A 25,484-nucleotide genomic window follows, 5' to 3' on the forward strand; every position below is an offset into this window, starting at 1 on the left:
ATAAAATTCCTCAAGCGCCTTATTGCCAATACCGACAGGCCTGTTTTCCTGATTCTCGACAACTGCTCTGTCCATCGTTCGAATGAAGTTCGTCAATATGTGGAAAGCACCAACGGGAAGTTGAGAATTTTCTTTCTTCCACCATACGCACCAGAGCTAAATCCTGATGAGCATGTATGGAATTATCTGAAAAATCATAATATTGGTCGTCAGACCACCACCAGTGCGTGGGATCTGTATAAAAGAATTATGAAGGTGATGCGCTCACTTCAGCGCAGTCCCGAGATAGTAAAGTCGTTCTTCCAGCATCCATGGACGAAATACTCGCTCGTGTCTACTGATTAACGTTCGTATTAATATCGCAAAATCCTGGACGAATCGTTGGGAGAATGTCACACCACTTTTTAGTTATCCTTATGATATCAGGAAGATTATCTATACAACAAACGCTATTGAGTCGCTCAACAGCCTGATACGCAAAGCAATAAAAAACCGACGCATCTTTCCAAACGATACGTCAACTTTTAAAGTTGTGTTCCTGGCTATCCAGAAAGCTTCTGAGAGATGGACCATGCCAATTGGGAACTGGAAACCGGCTATGAACCGCTTTCTCATTGAATATGAAAATAGATTCTTTGAAATCTGAAAAAGGCAGTTACACAGAATTATTTACAGAGTCGTCAAATTCCGGAACTGCCGGTGGATAGAGTGTTTATTTTTTTGATGTCTGAATCGTATACATCATACATAGTTCTTATAGACCGGTTCATACATCCTAGAACGGATAAAGTCATCCAAGTCATCTGGACGCAGCACCTCAGCCAGTCCCTGATCATAGGCAATTTCCGCTACCCGTAATGCAATCCTGGCCGAAACGTCCCTTATATTTCTCAGAGGTGGATAGATATTGCCGCAAGAAAAGTCATCCTCTGAGACCTGTGATGCCAGGGTTCTTGCTGCCTCAAGAAACATTTCCTCAGTGACATGGCGTGATTTAGTGGTCACAACACCAAGCCCTACTCCTGGGAAAATATATGCATTATTACCTTGGCCAGGATAAAATGTTTTTCCAAATAAATGAACTGGTTCAAAAGGGCTGCCGCTGGCGAAAACAGCTCTCCCTTCACTCCAAAGATAGGCTTCCTTTGCAGTACATTCTGCATTGGAAGTAGGATTGGAAAGCGCAAAGATTATCGGCTTTTCGTTGATTTTCGCCATCTCGCTGATAATACTACGTGTAAAACCACCTGCGGTCCCAGACACTCCGATGATAGCGGTGGGTCTCAACTCCTTAACTGCCTCCTCAAAATCGCAGATGTATTTATGCTCATGGGCATATGGGAGCTTGTGTTCAGCAAGATGTTCACGATCTTTAACGACCAGTCCTTTGGAATCATAAAACCAGCATTTGCGCCGAGCGTCTTCCTGGGATAGGCCCTCAGCCTGCATAGCTGACACGATAAGATCTCCGATACCTGTACCCGCTTCTCCAGCACCAAGAAATAGAATCTTTTGATCTGTCAATTCTGTGGAGTTCATGCGCATTACAGCATAAAGTCCGGCTAGAGCAACACTCGCCGTACCTTGAATGTCGTCATTGAACATGCAAATTCGGTCTTTGTATTTTTGCAGCAACCTAAAAGCGTTGACATTACCGAAATCCTCAAATTGAATCAGGGCTGAAGGGAAATTGTCCCGCACGGCCATGATGAATTCCTCGATTAGGCTGTCATATTCGTCACCACGGATTCGCTGATGCTGCATACCGAAATAAAGTGGATCCGTCTGAAGTTCGCAGTTATTGGTTCCTACATCTATGGTCACCGGCAGACACAAAGAGGGATGAATGCCAGCACAGGCGATATAAAGCGACAGTTTACCCACGGGGATACCCATACCGGCGACACCCAGGTCACCTAGACCAAGAATACGTTCGCCATCAGTGATAACGATAACCTTTACGTTTCGATTTGGCCAATTGCGTAGGATTTCGGAAAAGTGGCCTTTATTGTTCGCTGAGACAAAAATTCCCCTAGGGCGTCTGAAAATATGAACATACTCCCGGCACGCCTCTCCCACTGTCGGAGTATATATGATGGGCAGCATTTCTTCTAGATTATCTGCCAGCACTCGATAGAACAGAGTCTGGTTACGGTCTAACAGGGCAATGAGAAAGATATATTTCTCCAGATCTGAAGTCTTACTGTAATAGTTCCCCATAACCCGCTCCACCTGTTCCTCCATGGTGTTGATGCGAGGCGGCAACAATCCCCGAAGACCTAGAGCAATTCTCTCCTCTTTTGTAAATGCAGTTCCCTTGTTCAAAAAAGGATCGTTAACCAGTTGGACTCCAGTGGGAAAACTGAAAGGTAATACCTCTAAGTATTTATTGTCTATCATTTGTGGTAGTTATTTTATTAACCCGGTGGGCTTTTTGAAACAAAAAATGGCATTACATGGCACGAATATCAATGAAAAACCTATCGCATAACATATGTAAGGACCTATTCTATTTACCCACCGGAATAAGATTGTATCTAATTGAATGCTTGAAATATTTCAGAAACTGATGCTCCAGTAAATGCCAATGTGAGAGCTATATATTTTTTTGTTTATGCAGAAAGCCATCCTCCGTCTACAGCATATGTATATCCGGTCGCGTACGAAGAGGCGTCTGAGGCGAGATATAATGCAATCCCTTGCATCTCGGAGGGTTGCGCATATCTTCCCAAAGGGGTGCGGAACAGGGTCTCGTTTTGTAACTTTTGGATTTCTGGATCAGGGTTGTCTAATTGTTCCGCTTCACTCATGCCTGTATCTACAAATCCTGGAGCAATAGCGTTTACCCGTATATTATATGGAGCAAGCATGACACCCAACGTCCTTGTAAGGTTCACAACGCCACCTTTTGCTGCACTATAACCAATACATCCCCATATAGGATCAGCGGCAAGACCGTAAATGGAGGCAGTGTTAATAATGCTCCCTTTTTTCTGTTTTTTCATCACCTTAGCAGCAGTAGTATTAGTCAACCAATGGCTTCTCAAGTTTACTTTGATCAATCTATCCCAAAGTTCATTCGGATAGTCTTCGATATCTTTGACAGGAAGATCAGGTTCAGAAATTCCTGCATTTGCGAAACAAATGTCAAGACGTCCAAGCTTTTTAAGTGTATCTTGGACCATTTTTTCGGTGTCTTCTGCATTAGAGACATCTGCTCCTAAGGCAATTACTTTTCTTCCTGTCTCTTGTGCCAGTTCGTTGGCAGATTGTTCTGCCTTTTCTTTATTGATATCAACTATCGCCACATCCGCGCCTGCTTCAGACATCGCACGCGCATACTGAAAACCAATTCCTTGGGCTGCTCCGGTTACCAGAGCAACACGATTGTCAAGTTTGAATAGATTTAATACAGACATATTTGACCTCAAATTTTTAATGAATTGCCTTTTTATCACTCATAATTTGTTTTTTAGAGAAGCCATTTATCAACAGCTTCTCTAAAAAGGTTAGTGTTGCGGGGCGAAATGGTTATTTCCTCCAGCGCATCGGTTTTTCCAGAAGTCTGAAATCGTCATATTTCTGACCATACATGTAGGGAAGAAATTCTTCACCTTTACCGACCAGTACATCATGGAACGGAATTGTCCATATGGAAGCTCCTTCGGAGTAGGTAACACCATTGACTTTTACGATGGGAATTTCGTCCAGTGGATCGACATTGGTTCCGGTCAGGATTAATTCTCCAGTTCCTTCCTTGTAAACGCGATAGGTATCCTCGGCATGCATGTTGAGGATAATTGGATCGTTCTGAATGCCGTATCCAGTTACATGAGGCTGGCATTTAAATTCAAAGTCATCGGCTTTAACCGTCGGCTGAGGACCTTGATCCGCACCAAGCTTTGCCGAAATCTGTATAATTCTGACGCCGTTTCTCTCAACATAGCCATATACTTCATCCCCATCATACAAGAGCTGTGCAGTCGCAGTCTTCTTACCTTCCCCCCACATTTCCCGGCCAATGGAAACGGGCATGTCATTGCCTACAAACAACGTCATCATGGTGGTGCCCTCATAAACCTTGCCACTAAGAGCTTTATATTTAACAGGAAAATAGATTATACCGCAGTCGAATTCACCACACATATCGCTTTGCCATTTTCCAACATGAGCCCAGCCAAGAGGCTGATCCCCCATTTCAAAACACGGTGCCAAAACTGATTTGATATATTCAGGTGTTGTTTCGAATTCGATAATTAGAGATTGACAGGTAAATCGACCTTTGTTCATCATCTCTTGAATTTCTGCCAGTTCTTCCGGTGTTTTTACATACTTACTCATAATTACATTCTCCTATTAATGATTTATAGTTTTACTGCTTTCAAAGAGCAGTGAGACCTCCCAAAAAACTCGAAGAGGTTACTTTGACTAAAAGGTTCTGGAGAGGGTGAATACCAGGCGGTTGTCAGCAATATCTTTTCCTCCGTAGTATTCTTTGAAAAATTCATCCTCGCTGTTGATATGGTAGCTCAAATCGACGTTGAAACCGGCGATCAAGTCTCTTGAAAGGCCGACACGATAATATTCCCAGTCATAGCCGTCACCACCGTCGAGACCACCACCATTTCCGGTAATGTTGCCACCCTCAATGTCATAATGACCGGCTTCCAGTTCCATCCTAAAGCCATACATAAGAGACAACCCCAACTGGCTCATAAATTTGTGAGATGTTCCTTCCTCGCCAGAATATTCAGGTGACCACAAGTATCCGACTTTTAGACTAGGTGACAGAAATGCTTCCTCAAAGGTGTGACTTAAATTGATACCTGCCTGAAAATAATCGTATTCAAAACCTTCATCTTCAGCACCGGGATAGATCCAGTAGTAGGCGGCTACATCATATGTGATTGGTCCTAAGGCGCCTGCCTGGCCTACCCAACCGCCAAGCTCAATATCATTGGACACCCCTCCGTCATCCCAGCTGGATCCCCACAAACCAACGAAAATGCCGGTACCAGGGTGGTAATAATCTATTGTACCTTGAATTGCGGGATCCTGATCGGAATAGGACACACCCTCACATACATAATCAGAAGTAAGGATAAGTGTACTGCTGAAGTTTTCAGCGGCAAAAATGCTTGCTTCCTCACTCGCTAACGAAGTCGAGGAACAAGAAACGACAATCGTGACCGCCAAAAGAAATGCAAATAAATCTCTTCTCATCAGTAACTCCTAAAAAATATTGAAAGTTGGAAGAAAGAGCGACCAGTACAGTCTTCCTTCAGGATTAAATAGAATCTAGTCAACAGCAACTTCCCGGACGTCCGGCTGGATGCGGCCTTAGTCCCCAAGTCAGTCTTGCAGCCAAGGGGTTACCTGAAAAACAATTATCAATAAACAGAGTGAATTGAGTTCTACATCGAACCAGACATCAACTGTTCGTCCTCACATTTTGACAATTAGATTCGGAATTATTTTTTTGATCCGGATGCTACAGGTTGATAGGCAGCCGAATTACCTTCGCCAACCATTTTCTGGGTCGGAAACAAGTTTTTCAACCGTCCCATTTACCAGGCAGTCCAATCATTAAGAGATTATAAATCTTACTTCGGGTACAGTGCGTTATTTGGCCTTCACATCATCCGCGGCTAAAGGCAAGAGAAAGTTGAGCAGCAACAGGGAAGCTGCAGCAACAATAAATCCCCATGTATATGCCTGGGTTTGGTCCCTAACAATTCCCAGTGCCAAAGGATAGAGTAATCCACCTATGAGAAGTCCCGCAGACATGATGAATCCGTTAGCAGTAGCGGCAAGTTTTACGCCCACGGTATCTGCTGCAAGGGCATAACAAATGGGAAGACCGCTGTATGCAAAGAGCCCTGACAACGGCAGCATCGCTGCAAGCAGTCCATAACTATTGATAGACACAGCGAATGCTGCTGCTACGAAACTTAAGGCCATAACCAGCCCGGAGATCAAAATCAGCGGCTTTCTTTTACCGATGTTATCGGAAATCAATCCGAAGACTATGGAACCGACCATACCGGTCACCGGATAGAGTGCACCCAAAAAGCCTGCCAAGGATTCGGACCAACCTGCTTCCATAAGAAGCGTCGGCACCCAATAAACTGCTATAGCGTAAGATCCCCATACCCCGATGAGGAAGGATGATGCAATAATAACGTTTTTTCTTCCAATAACCGCAAAATACTCTTTTAAAACGCTTGCTTGATTGGATTGGTCGGCATTAACATCACGTTTTTCCTGAACATCTGTATACTTAGGGGGTTCTTTCAGGAAAAACAAGGCAATTACGAACATAACAAAGACCACAATTGAACCAAGAGCAGATCCGTTTCTCCAGCCATAAGCAGTAAGAACCTTGGAAAACAGGTACAGCGCACCTAGGGTTCCGATACCGTCGGTCGCAAGCATAACGCCCAGTGAAACGGCAATTTTGTCGGATTCCTCGAACCATCTGATAGCCAGGGTGTAGGGAGCGACAAACAACAGCACAATGCCGGCACCAAGGATAATTCTTGAAAGCAGCATCATTTCATAATTTGGCATATAGGAAAAGATCAGTTGCCCTATGAAGCTTATAAGCAGTCCTAACACAGTTACCTTTTTAGCACCCCACCGGTCTACAAGTACACCGGCAAAAGGAAGGACAATCCCCCCTGCCAACGCCGTAACCGAAGCCAGTGTACCGACCATGGTGTAATTCATCCCGAGATCCTGCATCATCTGAGGGATCGCTGTTGAATAACCCACATAAGGTATAAAGATTGCGACAGTAGCCAGATAACAGAGGGCTAGAGCCGGCCACTGTCCTGCAACCGACGAGATTGAATTTAATTGATCGTTGGTAGAAACATTTGAAGCTGCCATATTTCCCTTCCTTTTTTGTTAAATTTTTTCTGTGATAATCCCTTTTGTAAGATTAGGATCAGAAATAAATCATACCTTCATGTTGGAACCGCCTCCGTCAATAATGATTTCTGTTCCGGTAACGAATCCCGATTCGTCAGATCCAAGGTAAACCAGTAAATTAGTAATATCGTCTACTGTCCCGGCTCGCCCCATAGGGGCAAATTCATTCAGTTCATCCTTGGGGATATCCGCCACCATTTCAGTATCTACAAAACCTGGACATATTGCGTTCACACGGATGTTTTTTTTGACATACTCTGCTGCAACATCTTTGGTCATAATACGAACGGCCCCTTTACTGGCTCCATACAAAGCGCACTCGGGAAAACCTACTATTCCTGCATCCGACGAAGTATTGATTACGGACCCACCTCCTTGTCTAACCATTAACGGTATAATGTGTTTCATACCGAGGAACATGCCGGTACAATTTATAGACATCAGATAATTCCATTCTTCCAATGTGGTTTCTTCCAGCGTTTTTAGAATCAACACTCCGGCATTGTTAAAAAAAACATCCACTTTCCCATAAGCTTTTACTAATTCATCGGCTACCTTTTCCCATGCATTTTCGTTTCGCACATCATGATGCATTGATACAACTTCTTGGCCCTCCGATATTAACAGTTCAACTGTTTTAGCCAGTCCGTTTTCATTGATATCGGTTATGAATATCTTTGCACCTTCTTTTGAAAATCTTAACGCCGCTGCCCTTCCCATTCCTGACGCTGCGCCCGTAATCAATGCGACTTTTCCTTCTAGTCTCAAAGTAGTTACCTCCTGTCAGTTTTTTTTAATGTTGTTAAATCTTAATAACGGGTTGCGTAGACTATTCTTTGCAAAGATGAAGATTTTTGCAGATAAACCTCAGCCCATACGATCCTGCTGTTCGGCTTTGTTCTGAGTTGTGCAAGTTGTGCGCCAACCAGAGAACTTTATCTTGTTTAAGCTGACGCTGAAAGCTATATATTCTACTGAATAGCCAGAGATTCTATGCAATAATATTTTGTAATATCTCAGGATTAATTATATTTTCAGTATATTTTGTTATCCGTTCCCAAGTTGTTAATCGAGTAAAGCTAAAGCAGACCTTTAAAAAAAATTGAAAGCTGAAACAGGCCGCAAATACTCCAAAGGCTTTTACATATTTTCACAAATGGCCGAAATCAACGTCATGCTTAACCAGAAAATAGAAAAGACCACATGGGCAGAAATCTGCAGTACGACGGGAAAAACTTTAGGATGTTAATGAAATTGCATGGTGGAATTTTTTTTGGAAAGCACTATATGGCATGGGTGCCATATATATGGCACCCATGCCATATAGCTATCTAGACAACAATGTCATAAAGACATAAACGTCATACGATGGCCAGAATAATAATGTGATAAATTAAACTGGCATCTTATTAAGATGGTGGGTATTTTAATCATGTAATACACAGATTAATTAACTGATATTCCATGGTTTTTTCAGATCAACCATGGATCTAAATGCCCGCCTGATCAATAAGTACTTTTGCAATATCTAAATCTCTTCAAATTTTGCCCACTCTGGTTCTATAAAGACTTGGCCTGAATCAGCAGTTCCCACACATCATAAGATGGAACAACTCCACGTAACAAAAAATAATAAGGTGGAAAAGGGCCGTACGGAAAGAGGGTACTCTTTTAAAAACCCAAATATTTCAATGCTGCAGTTTTAAAAGGAAAAATACTGTACCCTGTTAGATTTGATCGACCATTGGCGCAGATGGACTCAATGGCCATAAGTTATTGATTCTGAACACATTTTATACCATAACGTTTAATTTTTCTCTGCAGCGTTCGATAGTTGATGTTCAGTAGTTTTGCTACTTTTCCCCTGTGCCAATCATTTTCTCGCAATAACTTCAGAAGTAATTTTTTCTCAACTTCTTCCAGGTAACATGACAATGACGTGCCATCCAACTTATTCTGCTCAATGGTCACAAGCTGCCTTTCCTGAACTGGCGCGACTTTTTCTATACCTGACTCTAGGAAATCCACATGTTTGGTGGCAATGTAACGCTGAACTACGTTTTGGAGTTCTCTTACATTTCCTGGCCATTCATAACCTAAAAAGGTGTCCATGATATTCTGGGGAACAGAAGATGCAGTTTTCCCAGTAAATTGTTTTAAAAAATGATTGACCAAGAGAGGGATATCCTCTTTTCGGTCACGCAACGGGGGAATGTATATAGGAATGATATTAATACGATAATAAAAGTCTTCACGCATTTTACCCTCTCGCACAAGGCGGACCAAATCCTTGTTAGTTGCGGCTATAACTCTGAAATTGGGCTTCCTGAGCTCTCTTCCGCCTACAGGGGTAAAGCCGCTTCCCTCAATAGCTCTTAAAAGCTTAACCTGTAAGTTTAAGCTGATGTCTCCTATCTCATCCAAGAACAATGTCCCTTTATCAGCCATATCAAGATATCCAGGATTATTGTAATTAGCCCCAGAAAAAGCCCCTTTTTTATATCCGAAGAATTCGCTTTCAATCAGCTCTTCGGGGATTGCACTGCAGTTCACAGGGACAAAGGGTTTTTCGTGGTTTTTACTCATCTTATGGATAGCTTTTGCAACAAGTTCCTTACCTGTTCCGGATTCCCCCAATATGACCACATTGCTTTCGGTTCTTCCCGTATTACGGATAGTGTCAAATAAATCATGCATAACATCGCTTTGCCCCACGATGTTACAAAATTTGCCATGATTCTCAACTTTAGTGATTAACAGTCTTTCGTTCTGATCTGATTGCACTTCAATCGGTTTCTGGTCCGATATATCTGTTATGAAACCTTCTAATCTGATCAAATTGCCGTCTTTAGCGAACACGCCACTGCCCTGCTCCCAGACCCGTTTGACATCACCTGATCGTGTTACAATTCGATATTTTTCAGAATAAGACTCTTTATTAGCTAATTTCTTATCAAGGCTTTTGCGTACAGCATGACGGTCTTCAGGATATATAATATCAAATGCTGGAATTAAAGAGTCGTTAATGAAGTGATCCGGCCGATAACCGGTAAGGTCCAAACAACCTTTACTCACAATCTGCATTGTATAATTTATGTTGTTTTTGCAACTATATACGAAACTCGGTAGGTTGTTTATAAGCGAAGAAAGGCTTTTCCTTTCTCTCTCCTTGAGTTTTAATTGCCTTTTAATAGTTTCGGAATCTGATATCTTCTTGGAAATACTAACAAAAATTTGCTGATTTTTCGCTCCTAGAATTTTGGAGATCTGTGTTTTTACATGTATCAAATCTCCGTTTCCGGTAATCAACGGCAACTCTTTAACAAGATTTAAGCTAACCTCAACAGGACTCCCTCCCCCCTCTGGAATATTAACTTGGTTTTCAGGATATAATTCCCGAAAATGCTTACCAATGATATGCGATAACGGGTAGGCCAGCATTCTTTGCGCAAACGGGTTAGCATAAACAATCTGACCTGAACCATCGAAAATGATTACCGTATCTTCAAGAGTGTCAAAAAAATTTTTTAACATTCTTTCTGATTCCATTTTTCCCGATACCAATACCATGCATCTCCCTGTTATTCCCCTAGTAAAATTGGGGGAAGAAGTGATTCTCTGGCTCACGAAAACGCCAACTCAGATAAAAATAGAACATCGGATTGAATTAGAACATATTTTCCCCAATACCGACTAGCTGCAGACGTGTCTTTAATTATTTACATTTTTTTTATTCTAATGCCCATACTGCATTGTATTTGATTTACAATATTTTTTCCACAGATTTCCCCGTATCGCCCTATTTCTATGACTCTTTTCCACACCAAAACACAACCATCTTATAACAGATTTTTTGCCTGTCGGGCACACTCGTCTACTTGAAATTTTCTTTTTTCAACTTTTATTAAGCGAAACGTCGAAAAGCCAACCCACTATTTTTTTTTGCAAACAACAAAAATATTGTGGGTTGGAAATTGGCGCTATTGCTACCAAGATCGGCCAATCAGGGTTCGCCTTACTAAACAATAAAATCAACACGTTAAACCAGAGCATCTTCCATTCGAATTAACCAAGTCAAACGATATGCTTTCAAAAAAACAGCAACTATCTTTGGCACATAATTTGCAGAATATTTTTCCGAATAGTCAGTACTATTTTCAACAACATACTAAATTGACACGGAGGAGAAATGACCACAGAAAAACTCGATCCCGACCTTGCCAGACGGCTGAAGCTTGTTGACAATCCCGACTACGAAGGAGAACCTCTAACTAAAAAGGACTATACGCTCCTGGTACTTGCCGGAATTATCCTTCCTCTTCTCCTCATGGTATGGGGGTGGCAGATATGAGCACTACAATGGATTCCAGAGCGACCCATGAGGCCATAGAGGGGACCTGGCCGGTCCTACCGAAGGAACGCATCTGGGGGGCATGGGGACTGACCGCCGTTGCCATCTCCGCAGGCGTTGCGGCCTGGAGCTACATGATAGGAGGCTACGTTGCATACTACCTCGACGCGGTCATGGGTACCTATGCGATGATTGCCGGAAGCCTGGTCGGTATGTTCTTTGTCGTCCTGGCAACCATTCCCTGCAGCGTCAGATACGGAGTGGACACCATAACCGCCAGCATTCCGCAGTTCGGTGTCAGGGGATCCTATTTTTCAATTTTTTTGCAGTATGCATCGATTCTCGGCTGGAACTGCCTCCTGCTCATCCTGCTCGGAAGAGCCACCGGGAGAATTGCTCTTGCCGCCGGCTGGGTCGGCGAGTCAGGCGTCAGCACGGTTTCCGCGCTCGGCTCGCTTGCGGCAATCACCGTGTCCTGGCTGCTGCTCAGAAAAGGGGCAGAATCCATCCGCAACTACTCCTATTTCATCTCAATAATCGTCACCAGCCTGGCGCTGTGGATTCTGTACAAGCTGATCACCGGATTCGGAACCGAAGCGATCCTGAGCGGCAAACCCCTGGCATCGTCCGGGGACCGGCTCTGGGACTATACGGCGGGTCTTGAAATCCTTGTCGCCTCGGTCCTCTCGTGGTGGCCGTATATGGGTGGTATAGTAAGGATGGTGCCCAGTGCCCGCCAGGCCGCCTGGCCGGCGATGCTCTGCATGGGGCTGCCCACGGGGGTGATAAGTCTTATCGGCCTCTACTCCGCACTGGTCACCGGGGACTCCGATCCAACCGCCTGGCTGATACAATTCGGCGGCGTCTACCTCGGCATCGGCGCACTCGTTTTTCTCGCCATGGCCAACATAGGAACAGCGGTTGTCGGAGCTTATGTCGCGAGCATCGGACTCAAGCAGATACCGGTTTTCCAAAAAGGCGTGAGCTGGAACTGGATCACCTTTATCGTCTTGCTGCCGGTAGCGGTGATAGCCGTTCTCATCCCGAATTTTTTCTTTGACAACACCGGTTCGTTTTTTGCCTTTCTCGGTGTTTTCTTCGCTCCTGTCTGCGGCATACAGATCGTGGATTATTTCCTGCTCAGAAAACAGCAGGTCAACAGCCTGGGACTCTACCAGACGGATACCGATTCTCCCTATTACTTTTTCGGTGGAATAAACCCGGCGGGGGTTTTAGGCGTACTGGCAGGATTTTTCAGCTATGTCTATCTGCTCAACCCGGTCTCCTACGTCTCCCACGCGCCATTTAAATACACTTCCGCCTCAATACCGGCCCTGGTGATAAGCGCGCTGGTCTACTATGGGGCGACCAAAATATTGTGCAGGAATATGGGGGATTACAACAACTGATATTGGCAGGGGTCACGGTCGCTGCAACCATAGGCACCCCATCCAACGCAACTATGGATCGACAGTTTCCGACAAAAACTGACTCCAATAAATCTTACACTTCCAAAGGTAGAACAATGACAAAACAGATAGAGATCAATCCGGAAAGATGCACCGCATGCCGGATTTGCGAATTTACCTGTTCGACGCACAATTTCGGGGAGATCAATCCATTAAAATCAAGAATCAAGGTACGGATCATCTCCAGGGATTTCTTCTTCTATCCGGTGGTCTGCCAGCAGTGCGGCAAGGCTCCCTGCGTGGAGGTTTGTCCCAAGGACGCCCTTTCCCGCAACGAGACCACCGGCGCAATTGAGCTCAGCGAAGACGACTGCATCGGATGCAGGCTCTGCGTCAAGGCCTGTCCTTTCGGCGCCATGGGGTTTTCCAAAGAGACCAGGCTTGCGGATAAATGCGACCTGTGCGGCGGCGATCCCGAATGTGTGAAGCACTGTTTTTACGGAGCGCTCGAATTTAAGGAGATCGACAAAGTGAGCGAGAAAATCAGCATGGAGTACATCAAAAAAATAAAGGATGCCATGGAGGAGGTGGAAATATGACGACCGAAAATTTTGGCTGGACCGGCAAGCATATCCGGGTCAACCTCACCGCATCCACTATTACCGTCTGTGAAAACGACCAGCGGATCATGACGCAGTACCTCGGGGCGCGGGGGGTAGGTGCAAAATACATGTGGGACGAGGTGGACCCGAAGACCGACGCCCTTGAACCGAACAACAAGCTGATCGTCGCCACCGGCCCGCTGACCTGTATGCCGCCGGCCGGCAACAGGACCTATTTCGTTACCAAATCCCCACTGACCGGCGGTATCGCCAACGCCGGCGTCGGCGGATATTTCGGGGCCGAACTCAAGTTCAGCGGCTTTGACTTTATCATTTTCGAAGGCAGGGCAAAGAGTCCGGTCTATCTCTGGATCAACGATGGTAAAATGGAACTGCGGCCGGCCGATCATATCTGGGGCAAGGGAACCGAAGACTCCGAGGAAATCCTGCTGGCGGAAACGGATCCCATGGCCCATATCGCCGCCATCGGTCCCGCCGGCGAAAACATGGTGCGTCTGGCAAACGTCATCACCGGCGGCGTCACCGGAGCACGGGCCGCGGGAAGAGGCGGCGTCGGCGCGGTGATGGGATCGAAACACCTCAAGGCAGTGGTAGTACGGGGTACCGGAGGAGTCAAGATAGCTGACCTTAAAACATTCAATAAAAATATTTCCAAGATCTGGAAATACTGGGAAGACCCGTCGCCAAGCTGCGCCCAGGGGCTTGGCCAGCACGGCACCATCGGCGTTCTCAGCTTTACCAACAACCTCGGCATCCTGCCCACCCGTAACTTCAGGACCGGCGTATTCGAAGGCGCCCATAAAATCAGCGGCGAAACGTTTGCCGAAAAATATTCGGCGAGAGGCGCAAGACCCTCCAAGGCGTGCTTTGGCTGCCCTGCCGGCTGCGCCCGGTTAAGCGTCGTCAACGAGCCGGGCTACGAAGGAAAAGGAGAAGGCCCCGAGTACGAATCGGTGGCTTCTCTTGGTTCGGTAACCGGAGTGGATCATCTGCCGGCGGTGATCAAAGCCGGAAGGATCTGCAACGATATGGGGATGGATACCATTTCCGCCGGAGTGACCGTCGGTTGCGCCATGGAACTTTATGAAATCGGCGCTCTTCCGGAAAAGGATATCGGCTACCCGCTACACTTCGGCGATCACGAGGCACTTCTCGACCTGGTGCAAAAAATGGCCACCCGCGACGGGTTCGGCTGGATTATGGGCGAAGGATCGTACCGCCTCGGAGAACGTTACGGCCACCCCGAGCTGTCGATGTCGGTCAAGAAACAGGAGCTCCCCAACTACGACCCGCGGGGCGTCAAGGGACAGGGGCTCGCTTTTGTCACCAACAACCGCGGCGGAGACCACTGCAGAGCCGAGGTAAACTGTTCGGAGATTTACGAGACCACCATGCTCGGCTACTGGTCGCCGGAAAAAGATGTCGACGCCCACGCCATCGAAGGCAAGGTGGAGATGACCATCCATTACCAGGACTATTCGGCCTGGGCATACGATTCCCTCGGGTTCTGCTATTTTCTGCTGATGGACACCCCGGAACAGGATGTGGTCGACCTGCTCGAAAGCGCCACCGGTATAAAGTTCGGAGGAGTCGATGAGCTCAACAAACAGGGGGAGCGGATCTTCACCCTGGAGCGTCTGTTCAACCTGAGGGCCGGGCTGTCGGCAAAAGACGACACTCTTCCCAAAAGGTTTCTTACCGAACCGATGCCCGACGGCCCTTCAAAAGGACAAGTGTTCGAACAGGACCAGCTGCTGCCCGATTACTATCGGATGCGCGGCTGGGATAAAAACGGCATTCCCCAAAAAGAGAAGATTGATGAATTAGATCTTTCTTAACTTTCATTCTGTAAAGATTTGCTCTGGAAAAATTGTCTCCACCTCCTTTTTGAGGAGGTTTACCCTGCGGAAAATCTCTTGCCACTTTCCGCAGGGTATTTTGCAGTCTTTAATAAAAAAAATTATGATCACATATTTAATTTGCAAAATTAATTTTCTTTTTATTAATCCTTTTGGCTTGCTGAAGATTGGTGGTAATCAATTTTTTTGGCTCTGAAAGCCAACACTTTTTTCATTAACTAGCATGGCTGCACTAAACTCCTCAGCAACAAATCGAAAACAATGACAAAAGACAGAATATATACCAACAACAACGACTGGTACCAACCAACCCACAGAGTCGAGGTTACCGATGAAACAGGCCAAATAAAAGAGGTCCATATTGTCACCGAGTTTCCCCTAACCATCAAAGTAAACGATAAGGAGATCGTAACCCTGATGACCCTGGGGACCCACCCGGAATATCTGATCCTCGGCTATCTGAAAAACCAGCGAATGATCGAAGATTATGCCGATATCACCAGTCTCGAGGTGAATCTTAGGGGGGAAACCGCTTCGATAACTACCAGGGAAGACAGGGTTATCGATCTCAAACATAAGATGAGCCGAAAGATCGTCACCACCGGTTGCGGAGAGGGAACGGTGTTCAGTTGCAGCCTCGACAAAATTTACGATATACGATTGCAACCTTTTCCCATAAAAAAATCATCCATTTACAATTTACTAAAAGAGATACGTCCTCTGAACGTCATCTATGCCGCTGGGGGCTCCGTCCATACCTGCGCCCTCTGTAGCCTGGATCGCGTTCTTATCCTTATTGAGGATGTAGGAAGGCATAATGCTGCCGACTCGATTGCCGGCAAGATGTGGGCGGAAGATATCAGCGGCTCAGACAAACTGTTTTACACCACCGGCCGTATCACCTCGGAAATTGTCATCAAGGCGGCGCTGATGAATATTCCGATCTTGATCTCCCGCTCAGGGATTACCAAAATGGGTCTAGATATCGCCAGAAACCTGGGCATGACCATTATAGCCAGAGCCAAGGGAAAACGTTTTTTCGTCTATAATAACCACGAAATGATCGACTTTGAAGAGCGGGGGGATTCCCTCAAAGAAAGGGATAGAAAATCTCTGCTTTTTAAAAAGCATATCAAAATGTTTTGATATGCCTCATAAATCAAAAGGTTCTTACCTTGTGCCCCAACTCGCCTAGAAGTCGGTTGCAAAAAAGAAACGCTATGCCTTGAAAGAGCTGGCCTAAAGAATTTGAATAAGCCTCTAAGTGGAAAATCTGCTACCTATAAGAACCTTATAGTAGTGAAAAGAAGGAGCAGATTATGACAAAGAGAAAGCGACGCAACCATTCAGCTAATTTTAAGGCGAAAGTGGCCCTTGCTGCATTAGCTGGAGAAAAGACCTTAGCGTGAGATTTCCAAGCGACTCATGAGGTCGTTCATCATTGTACTCTTCGAGCCAATTGCTTATAATCTCAAGAACTTCACGCAAAGTGTTGAAAATATAATAATCAAGGATCTCGGTTCTCAGAGTTCCATTTAATCTCTAGACAAATGAATTCTGGGTCGGTTTGCCTTTTTCTATAAATTCAAGATGAAGATTATGATCTTCATCCCATTCAGCCATGGCAAGAGAGATCAGTTCCGGACCGTTGTCCATCTTTATCTGTTTCGGATAGCCTCTGAAGGTGGCAATCCTGTCCAAAACTCTTATAATGCGACTGGCCGGCAAGTTCAAATCAACTTCGATTGCTAACGTTTCACGGTTGTAATCGTCTATGACGTTGAAGGTTCGAAATTTCCTTCCATCCCACAATGAAGATTCACTCTTGTCCAAAATAGCTTGTTAAACAAAATACCCTCTTGATGGATTGTGGTGTAAGATTTTTGCGCCAACAAAAAGTCATACAACAACAACCAAAGAGGGCAGACAAATGCTAAAAGGTTCCAGCTTGTTTAGTCAACTTCTTCATCATTTTCCACGTACTGAATTTGCTCAATTGGTAGCCAAACATCAGGCTGAGCATCGTTCGAAGGGCTTCTCCTACTGTCTGCTGCAGATCGAGGCGAATCATCTCAAAGAGTGCTTCTGGTTTCTTTTGAATCTCATTGAAGATTTCGATCTCCTCAGGTACTGTAAGTTCTACTTTCATGGCGCTTTTCCTTTGGTTTTGATTTCTTGGCGGATATTGAAACCTTATTTTAGGAAAAGCGCCTTTTTTTAGTTCAGAAAAATTTACACATTATTTTTTACACCACCTGGAAGAATTAGGAAGCAATGCATTATTTGCTGTTCCAACGCTAGTTGAAAAAGAAGCTATTCAGGACGGATCTCTTTTGGAGTATCCTTCCCAGACAGAATAACGAGAATACTAAAAAGCAGTATCGAAACAGTTATTGCGATGAAACCGCTGGTGTAACTTCCCGTCAAATCTTTAAAGTAACCAACAGCGACAGGATACACGAAACCGCCGATGAGATATCCTAAGCACATAATCAGGCCATTAGCAGCTGCTGATCTGATTGAGCCAATTGCATCGGCAACAAGGTAGTAGACAAGAAGAAGCCCGCAGTACATAAAAAATCCTGCGACAGCAAGCATAAGTGAAACAAGCCCAAAATTTCCTCTTATATAAAATACAGTCAAAAGTGCAAAAGCAACAAGAGAACCAATACACGAAATAACGGTCAAAGGCATTCTCTTTCCAGACCGATCTGAAAGCATGCCGAAGATAAAAGCAAGCATTCCCGCGCAGGCGAAAGCAGATCCCACAAGACCGGAAGTAGTTTCACTCCAGCCAGCATCTTCCATTAGAAAAGCTGGTACCCAGTAAACCGCAGTGCCAAACACTCCCCATACCGGAATTATCATCATGATGGCAGAAAAGACGTTTCTGTTTAGAAAAATTTCCTTTAATTCCTTGCCAAGAGGAATAGGGTTTTTTATATGCTCCTCCTTGGCTTTATACCATTTATCCGGTTCTTTTAGAAATAAGAATGTAACAACAGCTAATATACCAAGGGCAGCAGCACCGATTGTTACTCCAGTAACCCAACCAAAACCAGCAAGAACATAGGCAAATAAATAAAGGGCAAGCAGTGCTCCTGCACCGTCACAGGCAATCATCACGCCAAGGGCAAATCCAAGATGCTTTGTATCTTCAAACCATCTGAGTACCATTGCATAAGGACCGACATATACAAGGGCAATTCCGGCACCTTGAACAAGACGCATGAGTATAAGGCCTGAATAATCGTTCATATAGGCAAACCCCAATTGTCCTATTGCAGCGACCAACATACCCAAGATACTGACGTTTCTGGCTCCCCATCTATAGGTCAGCATGCCTCCGAAAAGCAGGACTATTCCTGCAGAAAACGCAGTAACCGAATCAAGCATACCCATTTGGGTATAGTTTAGTCCGAACTTTTCCATCATTGTATCCCACTGTGTTGCATGGCCATAATACGGGATGGCAATGAAAGTAGTTGTTAAAAAACAAATCAACAGGATTAACCATTCCTGTGAACTCATCCTTTCAACTGCTGTGTTTGTTTCATTCATTGTTGCAGCCTTTATCGTTTCCATATTTTTACCCCGAATATTTAATTATCTTCTTCGATTAACCTCTTGCTATTATTTGTGATCAAATACATCATTAATTTTCAGAACCAACTATTTAAGCTAATCGATGAGTAATAAGCGAATCTGAAATATGAGTTAAATAATTCTGTCAAGTATTCTTGGAGGGGTCCTTTCTGAACCAGTATAATCCGCTATGATATATTCTCCGCCGAGTATTCTAGTAGGCTTAAAAATGTGCCATGGATCTCTATCTCCTACTCCTTGAATATCAAAAGCCACAACCTCACAGTCCTGCTGATGTTTTATAGTCGTATCCTCTTCAATATATCTGACCAAAGTAAATTCACAATATGTGCCTGGTCCATCAGGACGTGGGTGTTTCATATGCAGCAAATTCGGTTCTAAAGGAATAACAGGAAGTGAAACAGATGGTTTTTTATTCATGTCCAATTCCACATGATATATCATTTTCCCCTTCAGATATACATTTCCTATTGCTTTACCTTCACTTTCCGTCATGGAAATTCTATCAGCCATCATCTTAGGATGACCCCACCCCTCCCGACCTGAGGAAGTAGATTCAGGTCCATCTTCAAATTCAAACATATAGAAGCCACCTGTCATATCCTTGTATTTGACAGGTACCATTAGTGCGGAATCATAAAAGGGTGCATCGGCAGATGTTATCTGAGAATAATCAGCAAAATAAAAGAGGCCTATATTGCTATGGTATTCGTAAGGTGTTGGTTTGAGATAGTTTTTTACGACTTCCTCATCCAGCCTTGCATAGACATTTAACATTTTAATATCAGGGGCGTCATATGGCTCTGATAGCCATTCTCCGCAAATAGGTGCTTGGATGGGCATATTATTTGAGTGTATTACGACATGTGGTTTTTGCATAACAGATTCCTTTCTGAGTAGCTTTCTTAGTACTTTGGACTTACGACTTGAAATAATCTTCCAGAGGAATAACTTCTTCCAATATCTTTGCCCAACCGTTCTCGTTTGTGCTGGCAAAATCTCCAACCGTATAAACCCCTCCTAATACCTCAATGGGAGAGAACTCATTTAAGGGGTTTTCACTGTTTTCATACAGCTTCACAGTTGCCTGGGCTTCTATTTTGTTTTTCAATGTAAAGTCCGGTGAAGTATCCCGACTTAAAGCCAATTCGTACAGTATTCCAGGGCCTTCTGGTCGTCCCATTGTCTTTAAAATTATATCCGGCGTCATATTTGGCACGTCTAGACTATTTCCCAGAGGCTTTGATTTATCGAGTTCTAAATGAATCAATTTTGAACCATTAGACACGCCGGTTTTTTGAATGTGACAAGTACATGTAATCTTATCATTTTCCTCTAATATATTTATTGAGGCCAGTTTATCAGGATATCCAAATACTTCTCGATTTCGAAGAACAATGTCAGTATTATCCGTATATGTAAACATATGATATCCACCAATAACATCACGATGTTTCACCGGAAAAACAAATGATACACCCTGATACGCTCCTTCTATTCCGTCATGATTAGTGCAATCTGAAAACATAATCATAAAGACATCAGAAACGGACTTGAATGGTGTCGGTGCAAGGTATTTATCGATGATTTCGGGTGTAGCTCTGCAATACACTGCAATTGTTTGATGATCATTGCAATAATAAGGATTTACAGAATTTTCTGCGAAACGCGGTGCCTGAACAGGAATACTATTCCCGTTCTTCACAGCATAGTGTAAAGTCATGGGTTTACCTCCTTAACATATTGATACTTTAGCGATCCATTTCTGAGATATAAATACGAAACCTGACCAGTAGACATTGCCCGAAGTATATGGCACCTTAACTTACTGAAAATTCATTACTTCCTTTTTTGGGATATGTCTGCCGTTCAGCCTTCGGATTAATAGTAGCGAAATTCATGCCAATATTTATTTGTTGCAGTTGACCATCAATATCAATGGGTTGCAGAATAATTCAATTCTATTCCTGTGAAGTTTCACATTGTCGTCCCAAATAATGTCCATAAAATTGGACAAAATATAAATAATGGGATAATGATTGATTGATGTTTGCTTAGAAGACAGAGGCCGGCGGCGTGAGGCATAAGAAAATCACAAATCCAGCCGGTGAACATGGTTGCTTCCATGGCGCCAATCCAAGGAACTATTCTTCCTTTGGGGCAGGTAAACAATGCCGACCTTGTAGAACGAATGGTGCCACGATCGAGGGCACAACCTTGATAGTTTTTGATACAGTAACTGATGGTTTTCTTGTGGACATCAAATCCTATGTAATGCATAGTTTCCATGAGATCCTCCTATTATTACTCCAGTGGGCATTGAACACTACTAAGAATAGTTGAACACCAACCTATAAGCACACAACTACAACGTGATAAAAAATTTGAAATTTAAAGATAATTGCCTGCCGGATTAATAGGTTTGACTATGGGCGATTTTCTTCGGCCTCTAGCTAGGCTCATTATGAACTGTCATCTTTTAAGAGGCTTCTATTTTCTACTTAATCATTCAAACAAGAGTGATATATTTTTAGGATTTCTACAATGAATGTATCTTTAGAATTATTTCATACCATACTTAATTCTTTAAATATAGGAATAGAGGTTTCAGACAAAGATTACAACATTATATTCGTGAATGATTATGAAATGAAGATGACCTACGGAAATCGTAATGTCATAGGAAAAAACTATTTAGACTTCTTTTCTCAGAAGGAAATGGATGAAAGCGGTATTCCAGAAGCGATTAAGACTGGTAAATCTATTGAAAACAAGATGATTAGCTACATTAATTGCCTAGGCTGTCGTTGTATTGCTCATGTAAGTACGTATCCTATCAAAATTAAAAATGAAATAGTAGGAGCTTATACAATCGGTGAAGATATTACCGGTATATGCACACTTTCCGAGCAAAATATGCAGTTACAAAACAGTAGAAACTATTCTTCAAAAAACAATAGACAGCATGACTTTAAAACAAACTACTGTATTGATGATATTGTGGGAATAAGTTCATCGATCAGTGAATTAAAAGAGAAGATACATATTGCAGCCACAAACGATGCCAATGTTATGATCTTCGGAGAAACAGGAACTGGAAAAGAATTAGTGGCCCAGTCCATTTATACATTAAGTAAAAACAATAAAAAATTTCCTTTTGTTGCGTTTAATTGCGCCGCAATTCCCGAACCATTATTGGAAAGTATTTTTTTCGGTACAGTCAGAGGCTGTTTTACAGGCGCAGAAAACCAAGCAGGTTTATTTGAAAATGCTCAAAACGGTGTCTTATTTCTGGATGAGATAAATTCATTGCCGTTGGGGTTACAAGGTAAGCTTTTACGTGCAATTCAAGAAAAGAAAGTGATGCGTGTCGGTTCCAGTAAAGAAATTCCTCTTCAATTCAGACTGATTTCAGCTTCCAATGAATCAGTAACTAATTTGTTAGTCAATGAGTTGTTTAGAAAAGATTTATTTTATAGACTGAATGTTATTACAATCCCTATTCCTCCCCTTCGGAACAGAAAAGAAGACATACCAGAGTTAGCTTGTCATTTTCTTAATAAAATAAAAAAATCAACAAATACAAATGTGGTTGGATTTCATTCTGAAGTTACTGATTGGATGCTTAAGTATGCCTGGATGGGTAATGTGAGAGAGTTAAAAAATTTTGTTGAAAGAGCAGTCTATTTTGCAAAATCAAAGATAATTACACTTGATAGTCTCGATTTAACCGATAAGATATTTCAATCTTCCGATTATTCTAAAAATACTGGTATAGATAAGGGTTGTGATCCGAAATCCGGACACCATACCGAGCCTTCTAATGATAGAAACACAAGCCTCAAAGACATTGTTTCTCATGTTGAAAAAAACCTCATAATCGAAAGATTAAAGCAGAATAATGGCAATGTATCAAAAACCGCAAGAGAATTAGACGTAGCTAAACAAACGCTGTTCAACAAGATTAAAAAACTTGGTATACAAACAGTGCTGTCTTATAAAGTCACTCATAAAACTAAATAAGAAAGGCTCTGATAAATGTAGCCGTTCACCAGTACCCAATCTTCATCCGATGAGGTCTCTCCACGTAGTAACCTGAAAATCGGATACAGGGCACAATTTAAGCAAAAAACTCTGCTACAGCACCTTTTTCAATCTCTAAGTCTTTCTTGGTTTTCAAGAAATTTATCAGTCTCTTTTTGACTGTTTTTATGTCTGAAGCTTCATCAGCTTCACAAATCCCTCCTATACTATCATCTAAATATTTTTTAAGTTTGGAGAGATTTTATTAATGCTTATTAAATGGAGAATCTCATTTTTGCTAATTTTTATTGATGATGCTTCAAACATAAAGTGTTTCCCTCATCAGTGTAAATATTGGCTGATGGTTCCAAGTCAGGTATTAAGGCTTCGTACCTACCTGACCATACTACAGCGTAACGTCAAATACTTAAATCTCAAATTTCCCCTAGTTCGATTTCATTCTTGTAATCAAAATAATATTGAGCCAAAGTCGAATAAAATAACCGTTGAGCATCGCGAATAAGGCAGGCGTAAAGTTGACCCATTAACAAAAATGGGTCCACTTTGCATGTCCTGCCATCCACACTCCATAATAAAAAAAATATTTTAATCAATTATTCTTTTTTATACAATCTTATACATTTTTAATGTATCATTATATAACAAAAGAAATAAAAAGAACGAAAAACATATGAAAAATATTTCAAAAAGTATGATATGTGACAAAAAAACCGAAAAAAAATTAAAAAACCCCATGCATTAAGGCGATATATCAATGTGCTAAAATTAGATACATGAATATGGAAAATATTTTGACTATAGCAAAAGCATCAATATAATTTTCTATATAAATTATGAGGTTTTTATTGAAGCAAAAATAAATATAGTTTGCAAGGTAGATGAATCAGGATATTACAAGCCATTTTTTACAGTAAACACTCTATGTGTTAATAAATTCATTAGCAAATGAATGCAATTTATTAGACTATTCTAATTATCAACATACCTATCAATAATTAGAAGAAAATATTTTTTTTGTGGCCATCTCAATGACATTTATTGCTAATTCTCTTTGCGTTGGATCAAGATGGGCATATCTCATTGTTGTTTTTAAGCTACAATGCCCAAGTAATCGACAAACGACTAGCAATGGCACACCTTCTTGAATCATCCAACTAGCAGCAGTGTGTCTCAATGTATGAAAAGTAACTCTATACCTTCTGTCGGAGATGTTTTCATTAAGACCAACTGCACTTACACACCTTCTAAATGTAGGTGATACACTATCTATATTTTTCCCTTTGTAAGTAAAAACCCTATTTTCATTGTTTTTCGTTAAATATTTTTTTATAACGGAAAATGCCACTTTGTTAAGTGGAACCACCCTCGTTTTACTGTTTTTACTATCAAGTATATAAAGGCATTTATTTACTGTATCTACCGAGCCACAATCTAACTTCAATAATTCTCCTGATCGACAAGCAGTATTTAATGCCAAGAGGGAAAAATCATGCCACAAAATGGACCTTTTTTTTAACTCAGCAAAGAGTAAATCTGCTTCTTCAATAGTTAAATATCTTAGAGATTTATTATCAAACTTAGGCATTTCAAAATGAGGAGGAGGACCACTATAAATTTCCCACTTAATTGATTGCAAAATAACTCTTCTCAATAAGCCTAGTATATGTGCTCTTGTTTGGGGACTTAATGTTTTTTCTTCTAGATATCGTGTAAATTTGCTTACCTCTAAGTTGTTAATTTCAGCAATTGTTTTCCCTCTGAAGTAAGGGTAAATATGTTTTTCCCACCGCAAAATTTCAGTCTCTTTTCCCTTTGTATTGTAAAGCTTTATCTCTGCAAAGTTTTTCCAAACCTCTTCGATGCCTACACTCATCCTAACCTCCTACAACCTACTAATATTTTTAGATTTATGAGGTCAGTATGCAACCTAGAGCTGCATCAAGCAACAAAAAAATGTATCCTCCATTTTTTTGTTGCTTTTTGTGCAACATCGTGCTTATGTCAGATACTAGTGATTGTTATGCATGAAGATGTCATGTGATGTGAAAGATTCACAAAGAAAAATTGTTTTTCTAGCTTACGTCAGGACGTCGGCCTCTCACGCCGAAAACAGGGGTTCGATTCCCCTTGGGGTCACCAAGTAAATTCAGCCACTTAGATTCATTTCTGAGTGGCTTTTTTTATGCTCATATGGTTGTGACGGCTCTAATGACGGCTTTTTATTTTCTGCACCAAGAGCCGCAGAATTAAAAGGAACTCTGCAGGTACCAGCAAATTCCTCCATTACTGACCGTATCCCATCCACACCAAGCGACTTTAAATACTTTTGCGTATTCCACTGATCCCGGCCGGTGATTCCAGACGATCCCGGCCACTCATTCCACGTGATTCCGGCCACCCATTCCAGATGATCGCGGCCGGGTAGTCGGAGCGAAGCGACGCTGTTATTTGTCCATTACCTCGTTGGTTGCATTGACGTCAAGTTTGCTTTCATTTTTCTCATGGATTCTCCTTTGAGTTTTACTCTGTGTGCACAGTGCACCAGCCTGTCCAGGATGGCGTCTGCAAGGGTCGGATCGCCGATCTGTTCGTGCCAGAGGTCAACAGGTAGCTGACTGGTCACCAGGGTTGATTTGAGACCGTGGCGATCTTCAAGTAT

The 25,484-nt window shown here is 42.6% G+C and carries 21 protein-coding genes and 2 pseudogenes; 9 read left to right on the top strand and 14 right to left on the bottom strand.

Annotated elements, in window-relative coordinates; translation table 11 throughout:
* Window positions 1-345, top strand: a 345-nt coding sequence (locus BLQ17_RS19465; RefSeq protein WP_176761326.1) for a transposase, incomplete at its 5' end; no start/stop codon positions are given.
* 13 nt (window positions 346-358) lie between these two features.
* Window positions 359-646 (top strand): annotated as a pseudogene (locus BLQ17_RS19470) (transposase); the annotation flags it as partial.
* Window positions 647-741: 95 nt separating this feature from the next.
* Here BLQ17_RS19470 and BLQ17_RS19475 read toward each other — a convergent pair.
* From BLQ17_RS19475 to BLQ17_RS19505, 7 genes are all read right to left on the bottom strand, one after another.
* Window positions 742-2,400, bottom strand: coding sequence for an NAD-dependent malic enzyme (locus tag BLQ17_RS19475; protein ID WP_092225826.1), 1,659 nt, complete (start codon window positions 2,398-2,400; stop codon window positions 742-744).
* Between the two features lie 212 nt (window positions 2,401-2,612).
* Window positions 2,613-3,419, bottom strand: a complete 807-nt coding sequence (locus BLQ17_RS19480; protein ID WP_092225827.1) for an SDR family NAD(P)-dependent oxidoreductase — start codon at window positions 3,417-3,419, stop codon at window positions 2,613-2,615.
* Window positions 3,420-3,531: 112 nt separating this feature from the next.
* Window positions 3,532-4,341, bottom strand: coding sequence for an acetoacetate decarboxylase family protein (locus BLQ17_RS19485; protein WP_092225828.1), 810 nt, complete (start codon window positions 4,339-4,341; stop codon window positions 3,532-3,534).
* Between the two features lie 87 nt (window positions 4,342-4,428).
* Window positions 4,429-5,223, bottom strand: a complete 795-nt coding sequence (locus tag BLQ17_RS19490; RefSeq protein ID WP_092225829.1) for a TorF family putative porin — start codon at window positions 5,221-5,223, stop codon at window positions 4,429-4,431.
* Between the two features lie 399 nt (window positions 5,224-5,622).
* Window positions 5,623-6,891 (bottom strand): MFS transporter, encoded by a 1,269-nt coding sequence (locus tag BLQ17_RS19495; protein WP_092225830.1) that lies wholly within the window; start codon window positions 6,889-6,891, stop codon window positions 5,623-5,625.
* A gap of 69 nt (window positions 6,892-6,960) precedes the next feature.
* Complete coding sequence (locus BLQ17_RS19500; RefSeq protein WP_092225831.1) at window positions 6,961-7,701, bottom strand: SDR family NAD(P)-dependent oxidoreductase; 741 nt, start codon at window positions 7,699-7,701, stop codon at window positions 6,961-6,963.
* Between the two features lie 1,005 nt (window positions 7,702-8,706).
* Complete coding sequence (locus tag BLQ17_RS19505; protein ID WP_176761327.1) at window positions 8,707-10,482, bottom strand: sigma 54-interacting transcriptional regulator; 1,776 nt, start codon at window positions 10,480-10,482, stop codon at window positions 8,707-8,709.
* A gap of 640 nt (window positions 10,483-11,122) precedes the next feature.
* Between BLQ17_RS19505 and BLQ17_RS22730 the strand changes: the two genes are divergently transcribed.
* The 5 genes from BLQ17_RS22730 to BLQ17_RS19525 all read left to right on the top strand — a co-directional run bounded on the left by BLQ17_RS22730 (window position 11,123) and on the right by BLQ17_RS19525 (window position 16,321).
* A complete protein-coding gene (locus BLQ17_RS22730; RefSeq protein ID WP_176761328.1) occupies window positions 11,123-11,284 on the top strand; it encodes a hypothetical protein in 162 nt (53 codons plus the stop codon).
* Entirely contained in the window at window positions 11,281-12,693 is a 1,413-nt protein-coding gene (locus BLQ17_RS19510; RefSeq protein WP_176761329.1) for a cytosine permease, read from the top strand. Before BLQ17_RS22730 ends, BLQ17_RS19510 begins: the two co-directional genes overlap by 4 nt.
* 116 nt (window positions 12,694-12,809) lie before the next feature.
* On the top strand, window positions 12,810-13,292 hold the full coding sequence (locus BLQ17_RS19515) for a 4Fe-4S dicluster domain-containing protein (RefSeq protein ID WP_176761330.1): 483 nt from the start codon (window positions 12,810-12,812) through the stop codon (window positions 13,290-13,292).
* Window positions 13,289-15,154 (top strand): aldehyde ferredoxin oxidoreductase family protein, encoded by a 1,866-nt coding sequence (locus tag BLQ17_RS19520; RefSeq protein WP_092225835.1) that lies wholly within the window; start codon window positions 13,289-13,291, stop codon window positions 15,152-15,154. Before BLQ17_RS19515 ends, BLQ17_RS19520 begins: the two co-directional genes overlap by 4 nt.
* Window positions 15,155-15,436: 282 nt before the next feature.
* Complete coding sequence (locus tag BLQ17_RS19525) at window positions 15,437-16,321, top strand: formate dehydrogenase accessory sulfurtransferase FdhD (protein WP_092225836.1); 885 nt, start codon at window positions 15,437-15,439, stop codon at window positions 16,319-16,321.
* 240 nt (window positions 16,322-16,561) lie between these two features.
* Here BLQ17_RS19525 and BLQ17_RS19535 read toward each other — a convergent pair.
* Window positions 16,562-16,987 (bottom strand): annotated as a pseudogene (locus tag BLQ17_RS19535) (integrase core domain-containing protein); the annotation flags it as partial.
* Between the two features lie 118 nt (window positions 16,988-17,105).
* On the opposite strand from BLQ17_RS19535, the gene BLQ17_RS23740 reads away from it, so the two are divergent.
* Window positions 17,106-17,396: a DUF4372 domain-containing protein gene (locus BLQ17_RS23740; protein ID WP_092225839.1), complete on the top strand. Its 291-nt coding sequence runs from the start codon at window positions 17,106-17,108 to the stop codon at window positions 17,394-17,396.
* A gap of 92 nt (window positions 17,397-17,488) precedes the next feature.
* Here the strand turns inward: BLQ17_RS23740 and BLQ17_RS19545 are convergent, their stop codons facing one another.
* The 4 genes from BLQ17_RS19545 to BLQ17_RS22360 form a co-directional block, all read right to left on the bottom strand.
* Complete coding sequence (locus BLQ17_RS19545; RefSeq protein ID WP_092225840.1) at window positions 17,489-18,760, bottom strand: MFS transporter; 1,272 nt, start codon at window positions 18,758-18,760, stop codon at window positions 17,489-17,491.
* A gap of 132 nt (window positions 18,761-18,892) precedes the next feature.
* Complete coding sequence (locus tag BLQ17_RS19550; RefSeq protein ID WP_092225841.1) at window positions 18,893-19,660, bottom strand: acetoacetate decarboxylase family protein; 768 nt, start codon at window positions 19,658-19,660, stop codon at window positions 18,893-18,895.
* Between the two features lie 40 nt (window positions 19,661-19,700).
* Window positions 19,701-20,504, bottom strand: a complete 804-nt coding sequence (locus tag BLQ17_RS19555) for an acetoacetate decarboxylase family protein (RefSeq protein ID WP_092225842.1) — start codon at window positions 20,502-20,504, stop codon at window positions 19,701-19,703.
* A gap of 254 nt (window positions 20,505-20,758) precedes the next feature.
* A complete protein-coding gene (locus BLQ17_RS22360) occupies window positions 20,759-21,070 on the bottom strand; it encodes a hypothetical protein (RefSeq protein WP_143005568.1) in 312 nt (103 codons plus the stop codon).
* A 255-nt stretch (window positions 21,071-21,325) separates the two neighbouring features.
* Here BLQ17_RS22360 and BLQ17_RS19560 point away from each other — a divergent pair, with 255 nt between their 5' ends.
* The gene (locus BLQ17_RS19560; RefSeq protein ID WP_092225843.1) at window positions 21,326-22,804 is read left to right on the top strand and encodes a sigma-54 interaction domain-containing protein; all 1,479 of its coding nucleotides are present in this window, start codon (window positions 21,326-21,328) and stop codon (window positions 22,802-22,804) included.
* A gap of 1,009 nt (window positions 22,805-23,813) precedes the next feature.
* On the opposite strand, the gene BLQ17_RS19565 is transcribed toward BLQ17_RS19560, so the two are convergent.
* The gene (locus tag BLQ17_RS19565) at window positions 23,814-24,698 is read right to left on the bottom strand and encodes a tyrosine-type recombinase/integrase (RefSeq protein ID WP_092225844.1); all 885 of its coding nucleotides are present in this window, start codon (window positions 24,696-24,698) and stop codon (window positions 23,814-23,816) included.
* Window positions 24,699-25,280: 582 nt separating this feature from the next.
* The coding region (locus tag BLQ17_RS19570) for an ATP-binding protein (RefSeq protein ID WP_176761332.1) at window positions 25,281-25,484 on the bottom strand (204 nt) is incomplete at its 5' end.

Source organism: Desulforhopalus singaporensis (assembly GCF_900104445.1).
GTDB lineage: Bacteria > Desulfobacterota > Desulfobulbia > Desulfobulbales > Desulfocapsaceae > Desulforhopalus_A > Desulforhopalus_A singaporensis.